Here is a 21,002-nt window from a genome sequence, read left to right as displayed (position 1 = left end):
ACATTGCAATTTAATCGATTGCGCGATGACCCCATCAAGGCTGCGCCCGTGGCGGTTAACAAACAAAACATCAGGGATTGAATGACAGCCTATTGTGCCGGGCCGAATATGCCCATCCCGGCGTTTCTGGCTGTCGCCTCCGCCTTGCCGTAGATGCCGCTCGGCAGCGCCGTGGCCCAGCCGTTGGAGACAAGCCAGGCGCCAACATCCTGCTTGCCCAGCCTGCACGGTGCGGCGACGGCAAAACGCTCGACGTCCGGCGGTACGAAACAGTGCAGCGCGCGTCCCCTCAGCCAGGAATTGAAAACGGCGCGGGCGCGCACGCCGCAAGGCCAGGTGACGTCATGAAACGAGCAGGAGCTGTCGAGATCGATGCCTCGCACTCCGCTGATGACCACCTTGCGGCCCATGGCTTCGAACATCGCCGACGATGTGGCAACCGGGCGGTAGAGCAAGACCTCCCGCCAATCCCTGGGCATCGGCGTTTTCGGGGGCACGGCGAGACCGAGCTCGCTGAGCGGCGGACGGGGCTCGGCCCGTTCGATCTCAGCGGGATCAAGCCGTGGTGGAGCGATCAGGTCTTGAGCAACCTTGCGAGCCGGCTCCAGGCGTTGTGCGCCGGCAACCGGGGCAACCGGCCGGACAGGCTGGGTATCGTCAACATCCCGCGACCGGGCACGGACAGGCTGATCGACCGAAAGCAACGCCCCGCCCTGAATGATCAGCAGGATCCCGGCCAGGAGCAGGAGGCTTCCAAGTGCGATCGCCAAGCGGCTGCGGCCCGGCCTGGCCATCAGCTTGAACAGGATCCCAGGGATTTGCGCCGGTCAGAAACCCGACGTCGATTTGGCAACCAGCTTGAGCGCACCTTTTTCAATCCGATAGAACGGCATCGAGCGTTGGCTGGATCCGTCGGCCCGAAACCGGAACAGGCCGGTCGACCCGCGAAAGCCGTTTGGGTTCTCGAGAGCTTTTTTGCTGAAGCCATCTGGCCCGACCGCGCTGGCAATCCCTGCCGTCAGGGCAACCATATCATAGGCATAGGCCACATTGACGTCAGCCGGATAGTTGTATGTCGTCCTGAAGCGGTCGGCGATCGGCCCGGTTTCGCTTGGATCGAGCGTGGCGATAAACGCCCCCTCGAAGAGCGGATCCATGGGGTGCTCCAGCCAACGGTTCGTCCCGACGACGGAGATCGTCTTTCCCGGAATGCCCTTCGATTTGAGGGCGGCAAGGACAGGCGACGGACTGCCATTGCCGCTGGCGACGATGACGGCGTCGGGGGCGTCCACGAGTGAGCCCATTTCGTCGACCGTCTTCGCGCCGTCGCCGGCAGAATATCGGAGAGTGACCGCGAGCGCCGCGCCGTAGATGCTGAGGCTGTTTGCGACCCGCTTCTCCATGGCGCCGGCGTTTGGGCCATCCGCGACAAGCAGTACGAACTTCTTGCTGCCTTTCGCGGCCAGTCCCGCGGCGCCCGCGGCGGCGCTGTCCGGTTCGCCAAGGAGCACGGCATAGACCCCGGGGCCGCCGGCGAAATTGTCGGCGAGCGCCAGGACCGGTGGCCGCTTCGACCCCGACAGCGTGGCAATATGCTGGGCCGCCGGTAGCTCGGTCGGGCCGATGACGACTTTAGACCCCGTCGTAATGGCCGTAACCGCCAGTTTGCCGGCCAGTGCGCTGTCGCCTTTGGTGTCTTCTACCGTCAGCGCCAGCAATCCGTTGCCAATATCCGTCATCGCCAGCTTGGTCGCATCGAGCATCTTCCTGCCGTTTTCCCCGGCCGTTCCAGGGGCGGACAGCGGCAGCAGCATCGTGACTTTGGTCGACCCGGTGCCCAGCGACTGGGTCGCCTGGACGGGACCGGCACCGGCGGCGCCGTTCTGCCCGGCAGGCGCGGTAACCGCCGCCGGATAGAGCACTTCGGACACGCCGCCCTTCGACTGGCAGCCCGACACGATCGCGGCGAGCGCCAAGGCGATTGCCCATGTCCGCGGACGGTGGACCTGTCGGCCAGCTTCCATGAATGCTCCACCCCTATGTGCCGCCGGATATTGTTCCCGGTCTGGTCTTCAACGCATGTTACGGCGGACTTGCAGTGCCGTCTGTAGTTCTTTTAGCCGCCGAACAGCCTGCCTCTGAGCGCCCTGATCTGCCTTGCTTGCCCGGCACTTCGATAGTCGGCGCATTTCATGTATCGCGGCCCGGGCACGAACACGCGGCGCACGCAGACGCCCTTTGCCTGGGCAGAGGCTCCACCCTCCTCGCCTGGCGAAAATGCGGAAAAGCCGAACGTCGCCACCGGCAAAGGCCCGGTCACTTCGATCCCTTCCCTTGCCAGGATTGCCCGCGCACGCTGGCAGTAGCGGACTGAAAGGGCCGAGAACCGGCTTTCATTGTGCCCGGCGCGATACTTCATGACGGTGGTGCAGAGATCACCCGCGGCGAGCCTGTTGGCCTGTGCAAGATATTTGACCCCCAGCGCGATGTTGGCCGCCGGCGCGCTGAGATCGTCGAGGGAACCTCGAAAGCCGAGCATCCTGGCGGTCGCCGGCATCACCTGCATCAGGCCGACTTCGCCATCGGCGCCTTGCACGCCGGGATCGAAGCCGCTTTCGATCTCCATCACCGCATGCGCCAGCATCGGCTCCAGGCCATAGATCGATGCCTGGCAACTGGCAAACGCCTTGAAAGCCTGCCGGGTCCACTCCGTGGCAGTGTCACAGTGTGCCGGCCGCGTCAGGCTGGACGGCTGCTGTTGTTCCACAAAAGGCCGTTCCAGCCAGTTGGCGTGGGCCAGCGTGACAGTGAGGCCAAAGCCGACGAACGCGATCCCGCCTGCGATCGCCTTCGAGAATGATCCGGCGGCTGTCATGATGGCCAACAGGCGTGGGTTCGCCTATCCGGTCAGTGCATGTACTCGACCATGCGATCGTGAAAACACTCGCATTTGTTGAGGGTGTCTTCGTCCTTGTAGTTCGTCTTCAGGTAGCCGTAAGCCATGCCGCAGGCGACCTTGGCTTCCGATGCCCAGACGAAGACGGGCCGGGACGAGTTGATCCACTCTGAGCTGTTGGCGGCGGCAACCGACTCGTCCATCAGCTTCACCACCTGCTGCTTCAGATCGACGATGTTGTCGTTCAAGACCAGATTGGACGTGCCGACGACCCGGCAATAATCGCCTGTCGGACCTTCGATGATGTCGGCGGCATACCCCGTCGACCCGACTGCCAGCAACAGCGTCGCAGCGGAAACAAGCAGTCTTGCAGAACGTTTCATGTTTAGCTCCCCTAAATATTAGCGACGTATAACATAATCGCATGGTTGTGCGCTATGCCGTTAGACCAGGTTTGCGGTTGTCTGATGCTGGGTTATGCCATCGTCGTAGAGCAGCGTGATCGTGTTGGCAGCGGGCAGGTTCGTCAGCGTTGCCACGTCGACGAAGTTGGCGCCGCCGGTGCTGCCGTTGGCATCGACACTGAGCGTACCCGTCCCCGCATTGTAGTTCACGAAGTCACCGATATTGGCTCCTCCAGGCGCCGTGTCAAACAGGGCGGTCAGGTCAATCTTGTCGCCATGTCCTCCCACGCCGCTGAAATCAGTGATGAGGTCCTTGATGTCGATATTCTCAAGCCGGAACGTATCGGCGCCGGCTCCTCCGGTCAGGGTGTCCTGGCCGAGACCTCCTATGAGAAGGTCGTTGCCGTCGCCGCCGCTGAGCAGGTCGTTGCCGGCTCCGCCGCTGAGGAAGTCATTGCCGCCCCGGCCGACGATGACGTCATTGCCGCCATTACCGCTGAGCTGGTCGATACCGGACGTTCCATAGATCTGGTCGGCCAGCGTTGGGTCACCGTTCACCGTGATCCCGGGATCACCAGGATTGTGCGAGAAGAAGGAGAAATTGACGGAGCGGGCCTGCCAACTGCCGCCATCATTGTCGAAGTAGGACAGGGTCCACGAGTCTCCGGCTGCCGGCGGATGCGCGATCAAGTAGCTGGCAAGCGTCGTAGCGGTGGCATTGCCCGCGCCATCGAGAAGGAAGATGTGATCGTAGTCGACCGTAGCCTTCATCTGACCCGTGGCCGGATCGTAGAACCAAGTCTGCTCGAAGGTCCCAGCGGTCAAATCGTCTTCTACTACGGCGAAGTGATTGGTGCCAATTCTGATCTCGACCTGAACCTCCTGTTCACGATGCGACCCTGCGCTACTATCTCCGAACGCACCTGGGTTTCGCTCTGAAGGGTCAATCGGCGTATCAATCGGCGTCTTTTGGAAATCGGTATAGACGACGACAGTTGCGCTGTGAGGATCCGCCAATATCGCGTTTACCGTCGCTTGCGACAGAGCAAGCGTCGTGACCTGATCATTGCCCGACGTCAGCGGACTGCTGCCATCGCCAATCTGCGACGTGTCGCTGGGCAGGCTGGTCGGCGGCACTTCGTGGATGCCAACAGTCTGTGCAACGTGAGTGTGCCCGTCATAGACATCCAGCGACAGGTTGTTGTTGACCGTGTCAGTTTGCAATGCGGTCGGCCGATAAACCAGATCGTCCAGCAGGTTGATACCGCCGGACGGATTATACAGCACCGTGCCGGCTGTCAGGGCGATATAGGTCACGCCGTTGAAATAGAACGTGCCGGTGGGGATCGTTCCCGTAGCGGTGACGATGAGGTTATCCCCGTCCGCATCCGTCGGAATGGAGACCAGCAGCGGATACCCATTCGGATAGCTGGGCGTGCTCAAGGTCTGCTGCGCCGGGTCGCTCGACATCCAGTTCTGAGTGTTCGCGACTACGGGCGCGTCATTGATGTCCGACAGGTTGATGGTCAGCGTCGTCGTCGACAGGTCGCCGTCACCATCCTTGATGGTGTAGACGAACACGTCCGTGGTGTTCGCGTTGATGCTGTGGGCCGTCGACTGGTAGGTGTAGGAGCCGTCGGCGTTGAGATGCAGCGTGCCGTGCAGGCCGGCAATGTCGGTGTTGACACCGGTCGTCACCGCCGTTGTCGTGTTGCCGCCCGCAGCCCGGACGCCGTCGATCGTGGCACCATCTGCCCCGGCCACGTCGTTGATCAGAACGCCGGCCGCAGCAGTCACGGTCAGCAGCGCGCCTTCATTGACATTGCCGCTGTCGGCATGGGCCGTCGGCACGTCGTCGGTGACGTCGATGGTGATGGTGTTGGTGATCGTGTTGCCGTTGGCGTCGGTGGCCTGGTAGGTGAAGGTCTCGACATTGTTGACGGTGTTGGTGCCGTTGTTGGCGTCGGCGCCGTCGACCGGCGAGGTCAGCGTGTAGCTGTAGGTGCCGTTGGCATTGAAGGTCAGCGTGCCGTGCGCGCCGATGGCGTTGCTCACCAGTGCGTAGGTGTAGGGTCCGGTGCCGCCCGATACATTGTCGACGACCGTTCCGGCGATGGTCTCGGCGGTGCTCGACGGGTTGCTGCCGATCGGCAGCGCGGCCTCGTTGACCGTCAGGTCGTCGTTGGAGACGGCAAGGCCGCTGTCCGACAGGTTGATGGTCAGGGTCGTCGTCGACAGGTCGCCGTCGCCGTCCATGATGGTGTAGACGAAGGTCTCCGTTGCGCCTGCCGGCGGAACCACGTTGGGCAGGCCGTCATAGCTGTAGCTGCCATTGGCCTGCAGCGTCAGCGTGCCGAAGCTGCCGTTGATCACCGTGTTGACGCCCGTCGTCACCGCCGTCGTGGTGTCGCCGCCCGCAACGCGGACCCCGACAACGCCGCCGCCCGCCGCCGCACCGTCGGCGCCGAACACGTCGTCCGTGCCGTCGCTCAGCACGTTGCCGAGCACGATCCCGCCCTCGACAACGCTGTTGGTGTCGGCATGGGCCGTCGGCACGTCGTCGGTGACGTCGATGGTGATGGTGTTGGTGATCGTGTTGCCGTTGGCGTCGGTGGCCTGGTAGGTGAAGGTCTCGACATTGTTGACGGTGTTGGTGCCGTTGTTGGCGTCGGCGCCGTCGACCGGCGAGGTCAGCGTGTAGCTGTAGGTGCCGTTGGCATTGAAGGTCAGCGTGCCGTGCGCGCCGATGGCGTTGCTCACCAGTGCGTAGGTGTAGGGTCCGGTGCCGCCCGATACATTGTCGACGACCGTTCCGGCGATGGTCTCGGCGGTGCTCGACGGGTTGCTGCCGATCGGCAGCGCCGCCTCGTTGACCGTCAGGTCGTCGTTGGAGACGGCAAGGCCGCTGTCCGACAGGTTGATGGTCAGGGTCGTCGTCGACAGGTCGCCGTCGCCGTCCATGATGGTGTAGACGAAGGTCTCCGTTGCGCCTGCCGGCGGAACCACGTTGGGCAGGCCGTCATAGCTGTAGCTGCCATTGGCCTGCAGCGTCAGCGTGCCGAAGCTGCCGTTGATCACCGTGTTGACGCCCGTCGTCACCGCCGTCGTGGTGTCGCCGCCCGCAACGCGGACCCCGACAACGCCGCCGCCCGCCGCCGCACCGTCGGCGCCGAACACGTCGTCCGTGCCGTCGCTCAGCACGTTGCCGAGCACGATCCCGCCCTCGACAACGCTGTTGGTGTCGGCATGGGCCGTCGGCACGTCGTCGGTGACGTCGATGGTGATGGTGTTGGTGATCGTGTTGCCGTTGGCGTCGGTGGCCTGGTAGGTGAAGGTCTCGACATTGTTGACGGTGTTGGTGCCGTTGTTGGCGTCGGCGCCGTCGACCGGCGAGGTCAGCGTGTAGCTGTAGGTGCCGTTGGCATTGAAGGTCAGCGTGCCGTGCGCGCCGATGGCGTTGCTCACCAGTGCGTAGGTGTAGGGTCCGGTGCCGCCCGATACATTGTCGACGACCGTTCCGGCGATGGTCTCGGCGGTGCTCGACGGGTTGCTGCCGATCGGCAGCGCGGCCTCGTTGACCGTCAGGTCGTCGTTGGAGACGGCAAGGCCGCTGTCCGACAGGTTGATGGTCAGGGTCGTCGTCGACAGGTCGCCGTCGCCGTCCATGATGGTGTAGACGAAGGTCTCCGTTGCGCCTGCCGGCGGAACCACGTTGGGCAGGCCGTCATAGCTGTAGCTGCCATTGGCCTGCAGCGTCAGCGTGCCGAAGCTGCCGTTGATCACCGTGTTGACGCCCGTCGTCACCGCCGTCGTGGTGTCGCCGCCCGCAACGCGGACCCCGACAACGCCGCCGCCCGCCGCCGCACCGTCGGCGCCGAACACGTCGTCCGTGCCGTCGCTCAGCACGTTGCCGAGCACGATCCCGCCCTCGACAACGCTGTTGGTGTCGGCATGGGCCGTCGGCACGTCGTCGGTGACGTCGATGGTGATGGTGTTGGTGATCGTGTTGCCGTTGGCGTCGGTGGCCTGGTAGGTGAAGGTCTCGACATTGTTGACGGTGTTGGTGCCGTTGTTGGCGTCGGCGCCGTCGACCGGCGAGGTCAGCGTGTAGCTGTAGGTGCCGTTGGCATTGAAGGTCAGCGTGCCGTGCGCGCCGATGGCGTTGCTCACCAGTGCGTAGGTGTAGGGTCCGGTGCCGCCCGATACATTGTCGACGACCGTTCCGGCGATGGTCTCGGCGGTGCTCGACGGGTTGCTGCCGATCGGCAGCGCGGCCTCGTTGACCGTCAGGTCGTCGTTGGAGACGGCAAGGCCGCTGTCCGACAGGTTGATGGTCAGGGTCGTCGTCGACAGGTCGCCGTCGCCGTCCATGATGGTGTAGACGAAGGTCTCCGTTGCGCCTGCCGGCGGAACCACGTTGGGCAGGCCGTCATAGCTGTAGCTGCCATTGGCCTGCAGCGTCAGCGTGCCGAAGCTGCCGTTGATCACCGTGTTGACGCCCGTCGTCACCGCCGTCGTGGTGTCGCCGCCCGCAACGCGGACCCCGACAACGCCGCCGCCCGCCGCCGCACCGTCGGCGCCGAACACGTCGTCCGTGCCGTCGCTCAGCACGTTGCCGAGCACGATCCCGCCCTCGACAACGCTGTTGGTGTCGGCATGGGCCGTCGGCACGTCGTCGGTGACGTCGATGGTGATGGTGTTGGTGATCGTGTTGCCGTTGGCGTCGGTGGCCTGGTAGGTGAAGGTCTCGACATTGTTGACGGTGTTGGTGCCGTTGTTGGCGTCGGCGCCGTCGACCGGCGAGGTCAGCGTGTAGCTGTAGGTGCCGTTGGCATTGAAGGTCAGCGTGCCGTGCGCGCCGATGGCGTTGCTCACCAGTGCGTAGGTGTAGGGTCCGGTGCCGCCCGATACATTGTCGACGACCGTTCCGGCGATGGTCTCGGCGGTGCTCGACGGGTTGCTGCCGATCGGCAGCGCCGCCTCGTTGACCGTCAGGTCGTCGTTGGAGACGGCAAGGCCGCTGTCCGACAGGTTGATGGTCAGGGTCGTCGTCGACAGGTCGCCGTCGCCGTCCATGATGGTGTAGACGAAGGTCTCCGTTGCGCCTGCCGGCGGAACCACGTTGGGCAGGCCGTCATAGCTGTAGCTGCCATTGGCCTGCAGCGTCAGCGTGCCGAAGCTGCCGTTGATCACCGTGTTGACGCCCGTCGTCACCGCCGTCGTGGTGTCGCCGCCCGCAACGCGGACCCCGACAACGCCGCCGCCCGCCGCCGCACCGTCGGCGCCGAACACGTCGTCCGTGCCGTCGCTCAGCACGTTGCCGAGCACGATCCCGCCCTCGACAACGCTGTTGGTGTCGGCATGGGCCGTCGGCACGTCGTCGGTGACGTCGATGGTGATGGTGTTGGTGATCGTGTTGCCGTTGGCGTCGGTGGCCTGGTAGGTGAAGGTCTCGACATTGTTGACGGTGTTGGTGCCGTTGTTGGCGTCGGCGCCGTCGACCGGCGAGGTCAGCGTGTAGCTGTAGGTGCCGTTGGCATTGAAGGTCAGCGTGCCGTGCGCGCCGATGGCGTTGCTCACCAGTGCGTAGGTGTAGGGTCCGGTGCCGCCCGATACATTGTCGACGACCGTTCCGGCGATGGTCTCGGCGGTGCTCGACGGGTTGCTGCCGATCGGCAGCGCCGCCTCGTTGACCGTCAGGTCGTCGTTGGAGACGGCAAGGCCGCTGTCCGACAGGTTGATGGTCAGGGTCGTCGTCGACAGGTCGCCGTCGCCGTCCATGATGGTGTAGACGAAGGTCTCCGTTGCGCCTGCCGGCGGAACCACGTTGGGCAGGCCGTCATAGCTGTAGCTGCCATTGGCCTGCAGCGTCAGCGTGCCGAAGCTGCCGTTGATCACCGTGTTGACGCCCGTCGTCACCGCCGTCGTGGTGTCGCCGCCCGCAACGCGGACCCCGACAACGCCGCCGCCCGCCGCCGCACCGTCGGCGCCGAACACGTCGTCCGTGCCGTCGCTCAGCACGTTGCCGAGCACGATCCCGCCCTCGACAACGCTGTTGGTGTCGGCATGGGCCGTCGGCACGTCGTCGACGATGTCGATGACGATGGCTGCCGGGGCCGACGACGAGGTGCCGTCCGAAACGGTGAGCGAGAAGCTGTCGGTCTCGGTGACTGCCGGAACGTCCGTCGTCGTGCTGGTCAGTGTGTACTGATAGGCAGCAACGCCGGTTGCCGGGTTGTAGCCGGTGATCAGCAGCGTGCCGTGGTCGCCCTGGAAGACCGAACCGTCAAGGCTGCCAATGGCAACCGTGACGCCGCCGATGGTGACGCTCTGCACGTCGTCGAGCCCGTCGGCGTCCGACACCGTGAAGGTGCCTGTTGCAACCGTGCTGCCGTCGCCGGCCGCCGAACCCGCCGCCAGACCTGCTTCATAGACCTGGTCATGCGCGCCGGCCGGGTTGCCCTGGTCGACGACGATCTGCGGCACGTCGTTGGCGCCGTTGATGGTGATGGTCAGCGTTGCCGTATCGGTGTCGCCGTCGGCATCCTTCATCGTGTAGTTGAAGGTCTCGGTCAGCGTCTGGCCGGCATCCAGCGCCTGCACCGCCGGATCGGCGTTGTTGAGCGTATAGGTGTAGGTGCCGTCGGGATTGGCCACGAAGGTGCCGTGCGCGCCCGTCGTCGAGCCATCCCAGCTGACGAAGCTCGTCGGCGTGTCGGCGCCCGGCTGGTTGTTGGCATGCAGGTCGTTGGTCAGCACATTGCCGTTGACCGGCGAAAGCGCGTCCTCGCTGATGCTGTTGGTGTCGTTGACCGCATTGGGCACGTCGTCGACGATGTCGATGACGATGGCCGCCGGGGCCGACGACGAGGTGCCGTCAGAGACGGTGAGCGAGAAGCTGTCGGTCTCGGTGACTGCGGGAACGTCCGTGGTCGGGCTGGTCAGCGTGTACTGATAGGCAGCAACGCCGGTTGCCGGGTTGTAGCCGGTGATCAGCAGCGTGCCGTGGTCGCCCTGGAAGACCGAACCGTTAAGGCTGCCAATGGCAACCGTGACGCCGCCGATGGTGACGCTCTGCACGTCATCGAGCCCGTCGGCGTCCGACACCGTGAAGGTGCCTGTCGCAACCGTGCTGCCGTCGCCGGCCGCCGAACCCGCCGCCAGACCTGCTTCATAGACCTGGTCATGCGCGCCGGCCGGGTTGCCCTGGTCGACGACGACCTGTGGGACGTCGTTGGTGCCGTTGATGGTGATCTCGACCGTTGTCGTCGAGGTGTCGCCGTCGCCATCGGTCAGCGTATAGGTGAACGTGTCCGTCAGATGCTGGCCGGTGGTCAGCGCCTGGACCGCCGCAGCGCCGTTGTTCAGCGTGTAGCTGTAGTGGCCGTCCGCATCGATCGTGATCGAACCGTAACTGCCCGCCACGGCCGACCCGACATGACCCGAGGCCGATGCAACCGTGCCTGCCTCGACGCCCGTTACCGTCGCCCCGTCCGCGCCCTTAACGTCGGCGACGCCGTCCGTCACATTCGCGTCCGCGCCGCCGCTGGCCGTGATCACGTTGCCGTCCGCGACCGTCGCGCCGTCTTCCGTCACGCTGTCCGTATCGGCAACCGCGGTCGGCACGTCGTCGACAATGGCGACGGCAAAGGTGGTGCTGGCCGAATCGCCGTCGACGTCCGTGACAGTGATGCTGAAATTGTCCGGAACCGTGTCGTTGGGATCGAATCCGTTCGTGTGCTCGGGATGAGTGACCGATTCGGTCACCGTGTAGTTGTATTGGATAGCACCCGTGCTCGGATTGTAGGAGACGATCTCCAAATAGCCGAACTGGCCCGGGATCTGCTGGCCGACGCCGGTGACGGCGACACCGTTGATAACGATCGACCCGATTCCATCCGGTGCGTCGATGCTGATCGTTCCGATGCCTGAGGTTTCGGAATTGCTTGGCGCGTCGCTGCCGGGCGATTGTGTCTGGTTGCCATCGAGGCCGGTTTCACTGGCCGCTTCGGTCGGGGCAAGCAGTGACGTGGCCACCACTGAAACCGGCCTGTCGACGATGGACGGGAACAGTTCGCGGCGATCCAGAAGCCCAAACTGCAAGGCGGTCGGCGGCAGCAATGCCGACAGGTCGAACCCGTCGCCGATGCCGCCGGGGGGAACCGAGAAATCACCGCCTGCGCTTGAATTCGAACCGCCGGGGCCGGCCGAGATGGAACCGTCGGCGCCGAAGGCGACATCGACATGGCTGGCTTCCAGCGCCGCCAGCAAGGCAACGCGCGGCACCTCGACGTCGCCGATGATGAAGGTCGGCACGTTCAGGGCGCCATCCTTGATCACGATCACCGAGCCGTCGGCCTGTTCGAGTACAAGGTTTTGGCCGTCGACCTTGATGTTGTCGATGGAGGCGTTGGCAGGAAGCCTTACCACGTGGCTGGCGTCGGCTACATATTCGTGCGGCGCAGCTGCCGGCAGCGTCTTCGCTTCCGCGGGGGCTTCCGGCTTGACGGGCGCTCCGCCGCCGACATCGACCGGCACCGGTTCGGACGCTGCCGGTGCGGCCTGCTGCGTCGAATTTGCCTGTGCGACCCGGATCTCCGCCGGCGATGCCTGATCGCCGTGTTCACTGGACGCGGAATGCTCGTTCAAGGAACCCGAAAAGCTGTCCAACTCGATATTGTTCGTCATGGCTGAAACCCCTCCGATATTTACCGGATAGAGACAGCGGCCATTTCTACTTTGCAACTGCCCCCTAATCTATTTCATATATTATGATATGCATTGCTCGGCATTTTTTACACGTGGTAAACCGCGACAATATAACCTGATATATGCTGGCCTCCGGAGGCTTCCCTGACGGAGGACTAGCCGGGATTTTTTGGTAAATCAAAGTATAAAATTGAATAAAATTTTATATAAAAGGGATGAAGACAGTTGCTGGATATTTATCCACCTTCCTTTCCAATAATTTGAGACAAGATTGGTAGCGTCCACAGTCAAAGGTGGGCGTTATGAAAAAGCAAAAATCGGTTCCGGGGAAAACCGGGCTCCAGATGCTCCTGCTGGCAATCGGGCTTGTCGGCCTGGCGGGGCCGTCATTCGCCAGCGATATCCCCGCACCCGGCAGGCCCCAGGAGAAGGTCCAGACGCCGCCCTGTCTCGGCGGTGTTTCACTGACGAGGCCCCAGCCCTGGCAGCCTGCGGACGCTTACCGGATCGGCATGGTCACCGGCAGCTATGGCCCGGATATCGGCCGCGGGGACGGCTCGTCAACGGCGCGAGATGACGCCGGGATAGATCCGGTGCAGACCGCGTCGATTATTCCAGGGGTCTTCGGATCGGTTGCCTTGTCCATGCGCAATTTTCCCGTCGCGGCGCGCTGGGCGCCTGTCTACCGGGCAATCACCGCCTGCTCGGCAGGCAGCCCCTGCGAGCACAAGAGCACGGCTTTTGCCGGCATGATCGCCGCCGCTCAAGGCAAGGGATTCAGCGAGAAGCTGTCCTTCGTCAACAGCAGCGTCAATCGCCTGATCGCCTACAGGAAAGACAGCGTCGTCTACGGCAAGCTCGACTATTGGGCGAAGCCTTCGGAGATTCTCGAGCGGCGAGCCGGCGATTGCGAGGATTTTGCCATCCTCAAGATGACCGCCCTGCTGAGGGCCGGCATTCCGACGCAAAGCATGGCGCTTGTCGTCCTCCAGGATCGCAAGAGAGGCTTCTTTCACGCAGTGCTGTCGGTGAGCACAGGCAGCGGCACCTTCATTCTCGACAGCCTCAGCAACACCGTTATGCGTGACAGCGATCTCCCGGATTACGTCCCGCTCTATTCGTTCAGCACCGACCGGGCCTGGATCCACGGTTCAAGACCGGGCGGCGCCCAGATGGCCGACATCAAGGGCGGTTTCGCAACCGTCGCACCCGGCGAAGGTTTTCAGCCATAGGGTTTCGGCCAGTCCAAGCCATAGGTTCTCGCCAAAGACTGGCGGGCATTCAGCCGCCGAAGACGAACGCCATCAGCAGCTCCGGCTCGAGCACCGGAGCCCGCACCGCATTCAATTGCCCCCGGTAACGACGGTCACCCGCGCCGATGACAAAACCGGTGGCCACCGGCGATTCGCCATTGGCGTCGAGCCGCGTGAAGATGTCGGCCACATTGAGATCCAGCGCCAGCTTGAGGTCGTGCCGTGCGTCATCGCTTGGAGCGATCGGCAATTGGCGCTTGACCAGTTGCTGGAACGGCGCGTTGAACGACAGTATCTTCTTCGAAGAAGCCAGCGCAAAGGCCGGGGACGGGCACGCGACCAGTATGGCGTTGATGGTGTTGATCGATGCAAGCCTTCGCAAGGTCAGGTTTTCGTCCCCCAACCCACGCATGCAGGCCACCCTGATCGCGGATGTCAGATTGCCTGTCTGGGCCTGGCTTTCGGCGATCTCGTCGATGAGCATGCCGATCGTGCACTTCCTGCTTTCGGCCATCTGCTTCAGCGACATCCAGAATGCCCGCTCCAGACGAATGCCGCGCCGTATGCCACCGCGCGCCACGACCCGAAACTCCAGCCCGAAATCCTCGGCGGCGACTGGCGCAAGCAGCCGCTCGCGATCGGAATGATGAGGGCTGGCGCTACCGCTCACTCATCGCCTCCTCGCGCGCCTTGTTGATCGGCTTCAGGAGGTAGTGCAGGATCGTCTTGCGCCCGGTCTTGATGTCGACCGAGCAGATCATTCCGGGGATGATCGAATAGGCCTTGCCGTCTCTTTGAAGCGTCGATTTGTCCGTCGCCACGCGCACCTGATAATAGGGCTCCCCCGTTTTCTGATCGACCAGGCTGTCGGCTGTGATGTTGGAAACCTTGCCCTCGATGCCGCCGAAGATCGAGAAGTCATAGGCGGTGACCTTGATAAGGGCTTCCTGGTCGGGCCGGATGAAGGCGACATCCCGCGGCGAGACCCGTGCCTCCACCAGCAACGTTTCGGAGGTTGGCACGATGCCGGCCACGACGGCGCCAGGCTGGACGAAGGCGCCGACCGTGTTCAGCTCCAGCGTGTTGACGATGCCGTCCACGGGAGACCGGATATCGGTGCGCGCGACCTTGTCGGTGGCTCCCCTTATGGTCTCATCCACCACCGAAAGGTCCGCCAGCGCCTGGGTAAGGTCGTCCAGCGCCTCCTGCTGCAATTGCAGGCCGAGTTCCTCGACCTGAAGCTGAGCTTCCGTGATCGACGATTTGATCTTCTTTATCGTTTCGCCGGCAAGGTTCAGCTGGCCGTTGAGTTCGGTCTGCTCGCGCTCTACCCGGAGCTGCTCGGTCCTTGCCATCAGGCCTTTCTTGACCATCGCGTCGACGAGTTTTGCCTCCTGGTCGCTGACGACCAGGTTCTTAGAAAGACGATCGGAATTGGCCTCCGCCTCGGCAAGTTCCTTCTCGCGCTGATCGAGGCGTGACTTGAGCACGGACAGCTTGTTGTCGAAGTTCCCGCGCCGGGCGATGAGCAGCTTCTGTTCATTGTCGCAGATTTGCGGAGCGACCGACTGGATGTCCTGCGGGCACGGAAATGGGCCCGAGAGATTGCCGGCCTGTTCGTATTTCAGCCTTGCTATGCGCACTTCGAGCGCGCGCGCCTTGGCCTGCTGCTCGCCAAGGCTGGACGTGTTGAGCGTGTTGTCCAGGCGGATGATGAGATCGTTCTTCTTGACGACCTGGCCGATCGTCACGGCGATTTCCTGAACGACACCGGCCTCGCTCGCCTGGATGATCTGGGTCTTGGAAGCAGGTATGACCTTGCCGTCGCCGCGTGCGATCTCATCGACTTCGGCAAAGGACGCCCAGGCGACAAAAACGACGAAGAGCGCTCCGATGATGAATATGGACGCCGACGCAAACAGCGGCGGTCGATCTTCCCTGGCAAGCATTTCCCACGCCCCAACGCATTGGATGCAGCAATAATTGTTTTGTCAGGCGCTTGTTTTCTGCAACGCCTGTATGACTTGGTCCTTCGGTCCGTCGGCAACGATTTTGCCCTGTTCGATAACGATCAGGCGGTCGGCCAGTTCAAGCATGCTGAACCGATGTGTGGAGACGATCAGCGTCGTGTCGCGGTCAAAGGCGACTTTGAGCTGCTTGATCAACTGGCGTTCGGAAGCAAGATCCATCGAGCCCGACGGCTCGTCCAGAAAGACGATTTTCGGTTTGGTCAGCAGCAGGCGCGCGATCGCCACCGTCTGCCTTTGGCCGCCCGAAAGATTGGTGCCGCGCTCGCCGACATTCATGTCGTAGCCGCGCGGGTGGCGTGAAACGAAATCATCGACGCCGGCAGCCTTTGCCGCTTCGATGATCTGTTCGTCTGTAGCCTCGGGGCATGCCATCAGGAGGTTTTCCTTGATGGTGCCCGAGAACAGGTCGCCGGCCTGCGCAACGATGCCGACCGCGGCGCGAACCTCGGACGGGTGATACTGGCGAATGTCGATCCCATCCAGCAGCAACTCACCGGAAGTCGGCAGGAAGAGCCGGCCGACCAGCCGACCCATCGTCGTCTTTCCCGATCCTATGCGGCCGATGATGCCGATCCGCTCACCCGGCTTGACCGAGAAATTCAGGCCGGTCAAAACTTCGTTTTCCGAGCCTGGATAGACAAACCCGACATTCCTGAACACCATCGCGCCCTTGCGGATGGGGCGGTTGACGAAGCCCACCGTGTCGGGCCGGTCTTCCGGTTGAGCCATGATCGAATTCACCATCCTCAGCGAGAGCATGGCCTGGCGGAACCGGGACAACGTTATGGCGATCTGGCCGAGCGGCGCCACGGCCCTGCTCGCCAGCATCACCGTTCCTATGATTGCTCCTGTCGAAACATGCCCTTCCGAGAAGGCATAGGCGCCGGCCACGACCAGGGCGACGGTCACCAGCTGCTGTATGGACTGGGTGATGTTGCCCGCTGCCGCCGAAAGCTGCTTGATTTTCTCGGACGTGTTGGCGGCGTTCTTGGAGTGCTCTCCCCATTTCCGCAGCAGATACGCCTCGGCGCGCAGCGACTTGATGGTCTCCAGCGTCGAGATGGATTCGACCAGCAGGGCCTGGCGCTGCGACGCTTCGTTCATCGAGGCTGCGACGCGCTTGCCGATGCGGCGCTGGGTGACCAGGCCGACGATGACGGACATCACGAAGGCCAGCGCCGGTATGATCACCAGCCAGCCGCCTATTGCATAGATCACAAGGAGAAAGACGAAGACGAATGCCGTGTCGATGAACACGCTTATGGTGTTGGAGGTGAAGAACTCCCTGACGAACTCATATTGCGTGACCCTGTTTGCGTATTCGCCGGTCGAGCCGGGGCGCGCCGAAAGCGACGAGTTCAGCACTTTTTCGAACAGCAGATAGGATATCCGTAGATCCGCCTTGCGCCCGGCATAGTCGATGAGGGAAGCCCTTGCCGTCTTCAAAAGCAGGTCGAACAGGATGACCGCACCGATGCCGAGAGCCAGGACCCACAGTGTCGATATCGCCTTGTTCGGCAGGATCCTGTCGTAGACGTTCATGGTGAAGATCGGCGAGGCTATGGCCAGCAGATTGATGAACACCGCCGCCAGGACGACTTTCGAGTAGGTGCGCCAGAAAGCGCCCATCGTCCCTGTAAGCCAATGTCTTCGCTCGATCCTGGCCGCCGAGCCGACCGACATGGTCTCGGCGGCATTGGCATAGGTGATCGAAAAGGAAGCGCCGCCGCTGATGTAGCTGGCGGCCAGTTCCGACCGGCCGATCGTGGTGCGGCCGTCTTCCTGGGGCGCGGTGATATACGCATCGCCTTCGCCTAGAGCCAGCAGGGCGACGGGCAATTGGCTGACGCGAAAGACGATGGCCGGCAGGTCGATACGCCCCCTGAGAAAATCGCGATGATTGAACTCCGTGACTTCCAGGCCGATGCGTTCGGCAAGGTGCCTGATGTCGTCGGCCGCAATTCGCGTGTCCGAGAGCGGCACGCCGGCAAACAGCACGGTCTCCGCGCTCGGCCTGCCGAGATATCCGGCAACGGCCGAGAAGCAGGCCTTGAACGCCTCCTTCGGGGAGAGGATGTTGGGTTGCTGGTTCACGATCTGCCCGTCAGGACGCTCGCTGGACCTTGTGCTGTCCTATTTCTTCCTCACCGGAGCGAGAATATCGAATGGCAGGTCGTTCTTCTGCTCCGATGGCGTCCGCGCATAGGTTTCTGTGTCCGCGGTTTCCGGTGCTGCGAACTCGGTGCGTGCATAGGCCGTCGCTTGCTTTGCCGGCTCGAGATTCATCGTTTTCAGCAACTGTCCGGTCGCGGCCAGGAGCCGGTACTGGGCAAACAGCGATGCGTAGGACGCGGTATCCGCCAGCGTTGCCGTGTTGAACCGTGTATTCTGCGCGTCGAGCACGTCGAGCAGCGAGCGCTGTCCGACCTTGAACTGCTCGCGATAGGAAGCAACCAGCTTCTCATTGGCAGCGGCTTGTTGCCTCAGGGTCTTTGCCAGATCGGCTTGCCGGAAACGGCGATCCCATGAGGTGCGAACGGCTTCCTCGATTTCACGCTGGACCTGATGCAGCGCGAGACGCTGTTCACTGGTGCGGCGGATCTGTTCCTGCTCGTTGGCCTTGTCGATGCCACCGCGGTAGAGGTTCCAGCGCAGGACCACGCGCGCCTGCAGGTCGGTGGTGTCGCCATCGTCGCCGTCAATGTCGGTTCCTGCCCGGGCCCGACCTTCAGCGATGATGGAGGGGCCAAATTTTGCCCGCGCAGCGTCCACGAGGGAGGCCGCCGCGTCGATGTCGCTGTTGGCCATGTGTACGCGCGGATTGCTTTCCCGCGCCAACCCTATCGCGTCGTCGAGCGAGCGCGGGAGTGCGGCCGAGACATCGCCAGGCCTCGAAGGGCTGGTCAGTGGCTTTCCGACGGTTTTGAAGAAGCGGATCTTGGCCGCTTCCAGTTCCTCGGTCGCCTCCTGCATGCGCGCCTTGGCGGCGAACAGCCGTTCCTCGGCCTGTTGCCGGTCGGCCTCGTTCAGCGCGCCGCCCGAGATGCCTTGCCGGATGTCGCCGAGAATTGCCTGGTGGAAGCCGAGATTCTTCTTCGCTTCGGCAACGATCGAGGCCTGCAGCATGTATTCCAGATAGTCCTGGACAACGGACAACCCGATGAATTCGGACCGTTCCAGAACGCGGAACGAAGCGCCGTCGACGCGCGATGCCTGACGGTTCAATTCGGCCCGCCTTCCGCCGCTGTCATAAAGCGTCTGCGAAACGGTAAGATCCGTTTCAGCCGGATAGAGCGCATCGCCTTCGATGGAAAGAGAGCGCCGGGACGGATTGTCGAGCCGGCGAACGCCAGCCGATGCCTCGACATCGACACTGGGAAGATAAAGGCCCTTGGCCTGCCGCAACTCGAACTCGATGGCTTCGCGATTTTCGATCGCCTGTCCAATCTCGGGATTGGACTCCACCGCGACAGCCATCGCCTCCTTGAGCGTGAGCGCGTGAGCACTGCCGCAGGTCAGCATGGTGGCCGCCATCAAAAGACCAAGGCGCCTGCCTATGGTCGACATGTTTGTCGTATTCATTAATCCCACCCTAACGTTTCCCCAGCGTCCTTTTCAGAGCGCTAACCAAGCCAAGGCCTGCCCGTCGGTGGATTATTCACAGATTCACGAAATATGTGAGCGATTATTGATTTAGAGATCGCTAAATAGCCTTTTTGGGCAACAAGGCTGCGAGATGTAGCAAAAATAGCACATAACGTCGGCTCGCTGCGGTTGTATCCGGACGCCGCATTCAGTGGGAAAGCACAAAAAACGGCAGGCCAGTGGGCCGGTATGGCCAGAATCATGGCCGGTTCGGATAGCGGCTGTCGATGATCCAACCTGAAGTTGAACCCTTTTTCAGGCGCGTCCCTTTGGATGCCGCGCCCAAAAATACTCCATCGCGGCGGCCGGCGTACGCTTCATGTGGCTCACTGCGGCCAAAAGCTGGTCAGCGCGCACCCTAATTTGCGCTCAACGCCACCATGCGGTCGAGCGCCGCGGTCAGGCCGCGAAGCGACACAGGGAAGCTCAGCGGGGTCTCGGCGTCCGTCGTGACATTGAGCTTCAGCACCGAGCCTCCCCTCAGCTTTCCAAGCGTCGGCCGATCGATCGTAAAGACGGAGACGCAACCCGTCGGCAGGCAGGTCCTGAAGCGCTGCGGGGACAGCGGCGGTTGATCGTCGATCTGCAGCGTCACGCCCGGATCAAGGAGGATGCCGAAGGGCAGAAGCAGGGTAGCCGTCGTCGAACCGTCCGGGCGTGCCGCGATCTCCATGGCAAGAAGCCTCTGCCCGTTCTGCTGGACCTGGTCTTGCGCAAGCGAGCACACTCTCGCCTTTTCCCGTACCGAACAGGTCACGCTCCAGTCCTGATAGACCTCACGCAGCGATGAGGGTCCATCCGGGACAGCCGCCACCTGTTGCTGGGCAGACGCCGGCGACATCAATGAGAATAGAATTGCTCCACATGCGGAGACGGCCTTCGGGCCAAGCTTCATGTGCAGACCCATTCGCGGATCTTGCATTTCTCTCCCGTCGCCTCGCAGGCCTGCAAAGCGAGATCCTCCGCTTCCCGACGGGTCTCGGCCGAGTTCACGCCCCAGGGCGTGAAACGGTTCTCCACTTTGTCTGCCACGGCAAGCGCACCGCAGTGCTTGTAGGGAAAGCCGGTCTCGTCGTCATCATTCCAATGGCGATGGTTGCGGAAGACGGTGACGACGTTGCAGGCCTTTCCGCCTGCGTTCTCGCAATATTTCTGTGCGATGTCCTTCGCTTCCTGCCGCTTGTCGGCGCCCCAGAAGAAGCCGTATTTGCTATCGGCCTGCGAATAGGCAATGGCCGCCCATATGCCCTTTTCCTCCTGTTGCGGTTCCGATGGGGCCACAAGGTCGGCTGAGACGACTTGTCCGCTCCACAACAAGGTCAAGCCCAAAACTGCCAAAGCCTGCAATCTCATGGTCGGCATCCTTTCCTTGACCTCACTCGCTTCGCGTCCTACTTCGCCGCCGAAGCAAGGGAGATCACCACACAGCTTTTGCCCGTCGGCAGGAGAAGCGCTTCACCGGCATTGCCGCCGAGCTCGTAGACCTCGACCTGCCCGAGATGGTCGGTGATCTTGCTGCCCTGCGGCAGGATGGATGGGATGTCGGCGCACGGGCTGGCGAATGGCGCCACCCGCACCATCGCCCCTTCGCAACCCGTGGCGGTGGGCGATGCGAAGACGATGCCGGCGGCCGGTCCGCTATAGCGTTCCGACGCATAGTCCATGCCGACAAAGGCCTGGATGGCGTGCTTGTCGGCGGCCTGGTCGTTCCACAGGGATTTGACGCTGTATTTCGTGCCGGTCGTCAGGATCTGTCCGAGCACTGGATAGACGGTCGAGCAGGCCTGCACACCGGCCTGCTTGACATGCTCGAGGAAGGGCGTGTCCGGAAGCACGGGGGCCGCCGCTGTTGCTGCAGGTGCGGCCGTCGCGCCGCCGACCAGATTGGCGACCGCGGCGTAATTCCCGGCGGCGAAGCCAAGCCCCGCCACGACCAATCCCAGCAATGAATATCCGGCCAGGCGTGGCCAGCGCCGCCTTGGGGGCTCGGCCCGCCTCTGCCGATCCGCCTCGACGCTCGGAGTGCGTTTGGCGGACGTGAACTGGTCCTGCTGGCTCATGGTGG

General features: G+C 62.9%; 13 protein-coding genes. 1 reads left to right on the top strand and 12 read right to left on the bottom strand.

The features are described from left to right. Positions 1 to 89: 89 nt before the first annotated feature. The 5 genes from AC0NIL_RS10460 to AC0NIL_RS10440 form a co-directional block, all read right to left on the bottom strand. Complete coding sequence (locus AC0NIL_RS10460) at positions 90 to 794, bottom strand: thermonuclease family protein (protein WP_473574199.1); 705 nt, start codon at positions 792 to 794, stop codon at positions 90 to 92. A 33-nt stretch (positions 795 to 827) separates the two neighbouring features. Then, complete coding sequence (locus AC0NIL_RS10455; protein WP_473574200.1) at positions 828 to 2,024, bottom strand: ABC transporter substrate-binding protein; 1,197 nt, start codon at positions 2,022 to 2,024, stop codon at positions 828 to 830. Between the two features lie 92 nt (positions 2,025 to 2,116). Next, positions 2,117 to 2,875 carry a lytic transglycosylase domain-containing protein gene (locus AC0NIL_RS10450; protein ID WP_473574202.1) on the bottom strand — a complete coding sequence of 253 codons (759 nt, stop codon included), beginning with the start codon at positions 2,873 to 2,875 and terminating at the stop codon, positions 2,117 to 2,119. A gap of 32 nt (positions 2,876 to 2,907) precedes the next feature. After that, on the bottom strand, positions 2,908 to 3,279 hold the full coding sequence (locus tag AC0NIL_RS10445; RefSeq protein WP_027163714.1) for a hypothetical protein: 372 nt from the start codon (positions 3,277 to 3,279) through the stop codon (positions 2,908 to 2,910). Between the two features lie 60 nt (positions 3,280 to 3,339). Beyond that, complete coding sequence (locus AC0NIL_RS10440) at positions 3,340 to 11,988, bottom strand: VCBS domain-containing protein (protein WP_474048588.1); 8,649 nt, start codon at positions 11,986 to 11,988, stop codon at positions 3,340 to 3,342. A 323-nt stretch (positions 11,989 to 12,311) separates the two neighbouring features. On the opposite strand from AC0NIL_RS10440, the gene AC0NIL_RS10435 reads away from it, so the two are divergent. Further along, a complete protein-coding gene (locus AC0NIL_RS10435) occupies positions 12,312 to 13,241 on the top strand; it encodes a transglutaminase-like cysteine peptidase (RefSeq protein WP_473572469.1) in 930 nt (309 codons plus the stop codon). A 49-nt stretch (positions 13,242 to 13,290) separates the two neighbouring features. Here the strand turns inward: AC0NIL_RS10435 and AC0NIL_RS10430 are convergent, their stop codons facing one another. The 7 genes from AC0NIL_RS10430 to AC0NIL_RS10400 all read right to left on the bottom strand — a co-directional run bounded on the left by AC0NIL_RS10430 (position 13,291) and on the right by AC0NIL_RS10400 (position 20,997). Next, positions 13,291 to 13,932, bottom strand: coding sequence for a ribbon-helix-helix domain-containing protein (locus tag AC0NIL_RS10430; RefSeq protein ID WP_024502654.1), 642 nt, complete (start codon positions 13,930 to 13,932; stop codon positions 13,291 to 13,293). After that, positions 13,922 to 15,211, bottom strand: coding sequence for an HlyD family type I secretion periplasmic adaptor subunit (locus tag AC0NIL_RS10425; protein ID WP_013529846.1), 1,290 nt, complete (start codon positions 15,209 to 15,211; stop codon positions 13,922 to 13,924). The genes AC0NIL_RS10430 and AC0NIL_RS10425 overlap by 11 nt, the downstream gene beginning before the upstream one ends. Before the next feature lie 42 nt (positions 15,212 to 15,253). Then, complete coding sequence (locus AC0NIL_RS10420; protein WP_013529845.1) at positions 15,254 to 17,386, bottom strand: type I secretion system permease/ATPase; 2,133 nt, start codon at positions 17,384 to 17,386, stop codon at positions 15,254 to 15,256. Between the two features lie 39 nt (positions 17,387 to 17,425). After that, positions 17,426 to 18,874, bottom strand: coding sequence for a TolC family protein (locus AC0NIL_RS10415; RefSeq protein ID WP_013529844.1), 1,449 nt, complete (start codon positions 18,872 to 18,874; stop codon positions 17,426 to 17,428). A gap of 421 nt (positions 18,875 to 19,295) precedes the next feature. After that, positions 19,296 to 19,844 (bottom strand): invasion associated locus B family protein, encoded by a 549-nt coding sequence (locus AC0NIL_RS10410; RefSeq protein WP_127369579.1) that lies wholly within the window; start codon positions 19,842 to 19,844, stop codon positions 19,296 to 19,298. Next, positions 19,829 to 20,290: a DUF4189 domain-containing protein gene (locus AC0NIL_RS10405; protein ID WP_013529842.1), complete on the bottom strand. Its 462-nt coding sequence runs from the start codon at positions 20,288 to 20,290 to the stop codon at positions 19,829 to 19,831. Before AC0NIL_RS10405 ends, AC0NIL_RS10410 begins: the two co-directional genes overlap by 16 nt. 38 nt (positions 20,291 to 20,328) lie before the next feature. Beyond that, on the bottom strand, positions 20,329 to 20,997 hold the full coding sequence (locus tag AC0NIL_RS10400) for a hypothetical protein (RefSeq protein WP_473572471.1): 669 nt from the start codon (positions 20,995 to 20,997) through the stop codon (positions 20,329 to 20,331). Positions 20,998 to 21,002 lie beyond the last annotated feature (5 nt).

It is taken from the genome of Mesorhizobium sp. WSM1343, from assembly GCF_055901535.1.
This window is presented reverse-complemented; position numbering and strand designations above follow the sequence as displayed.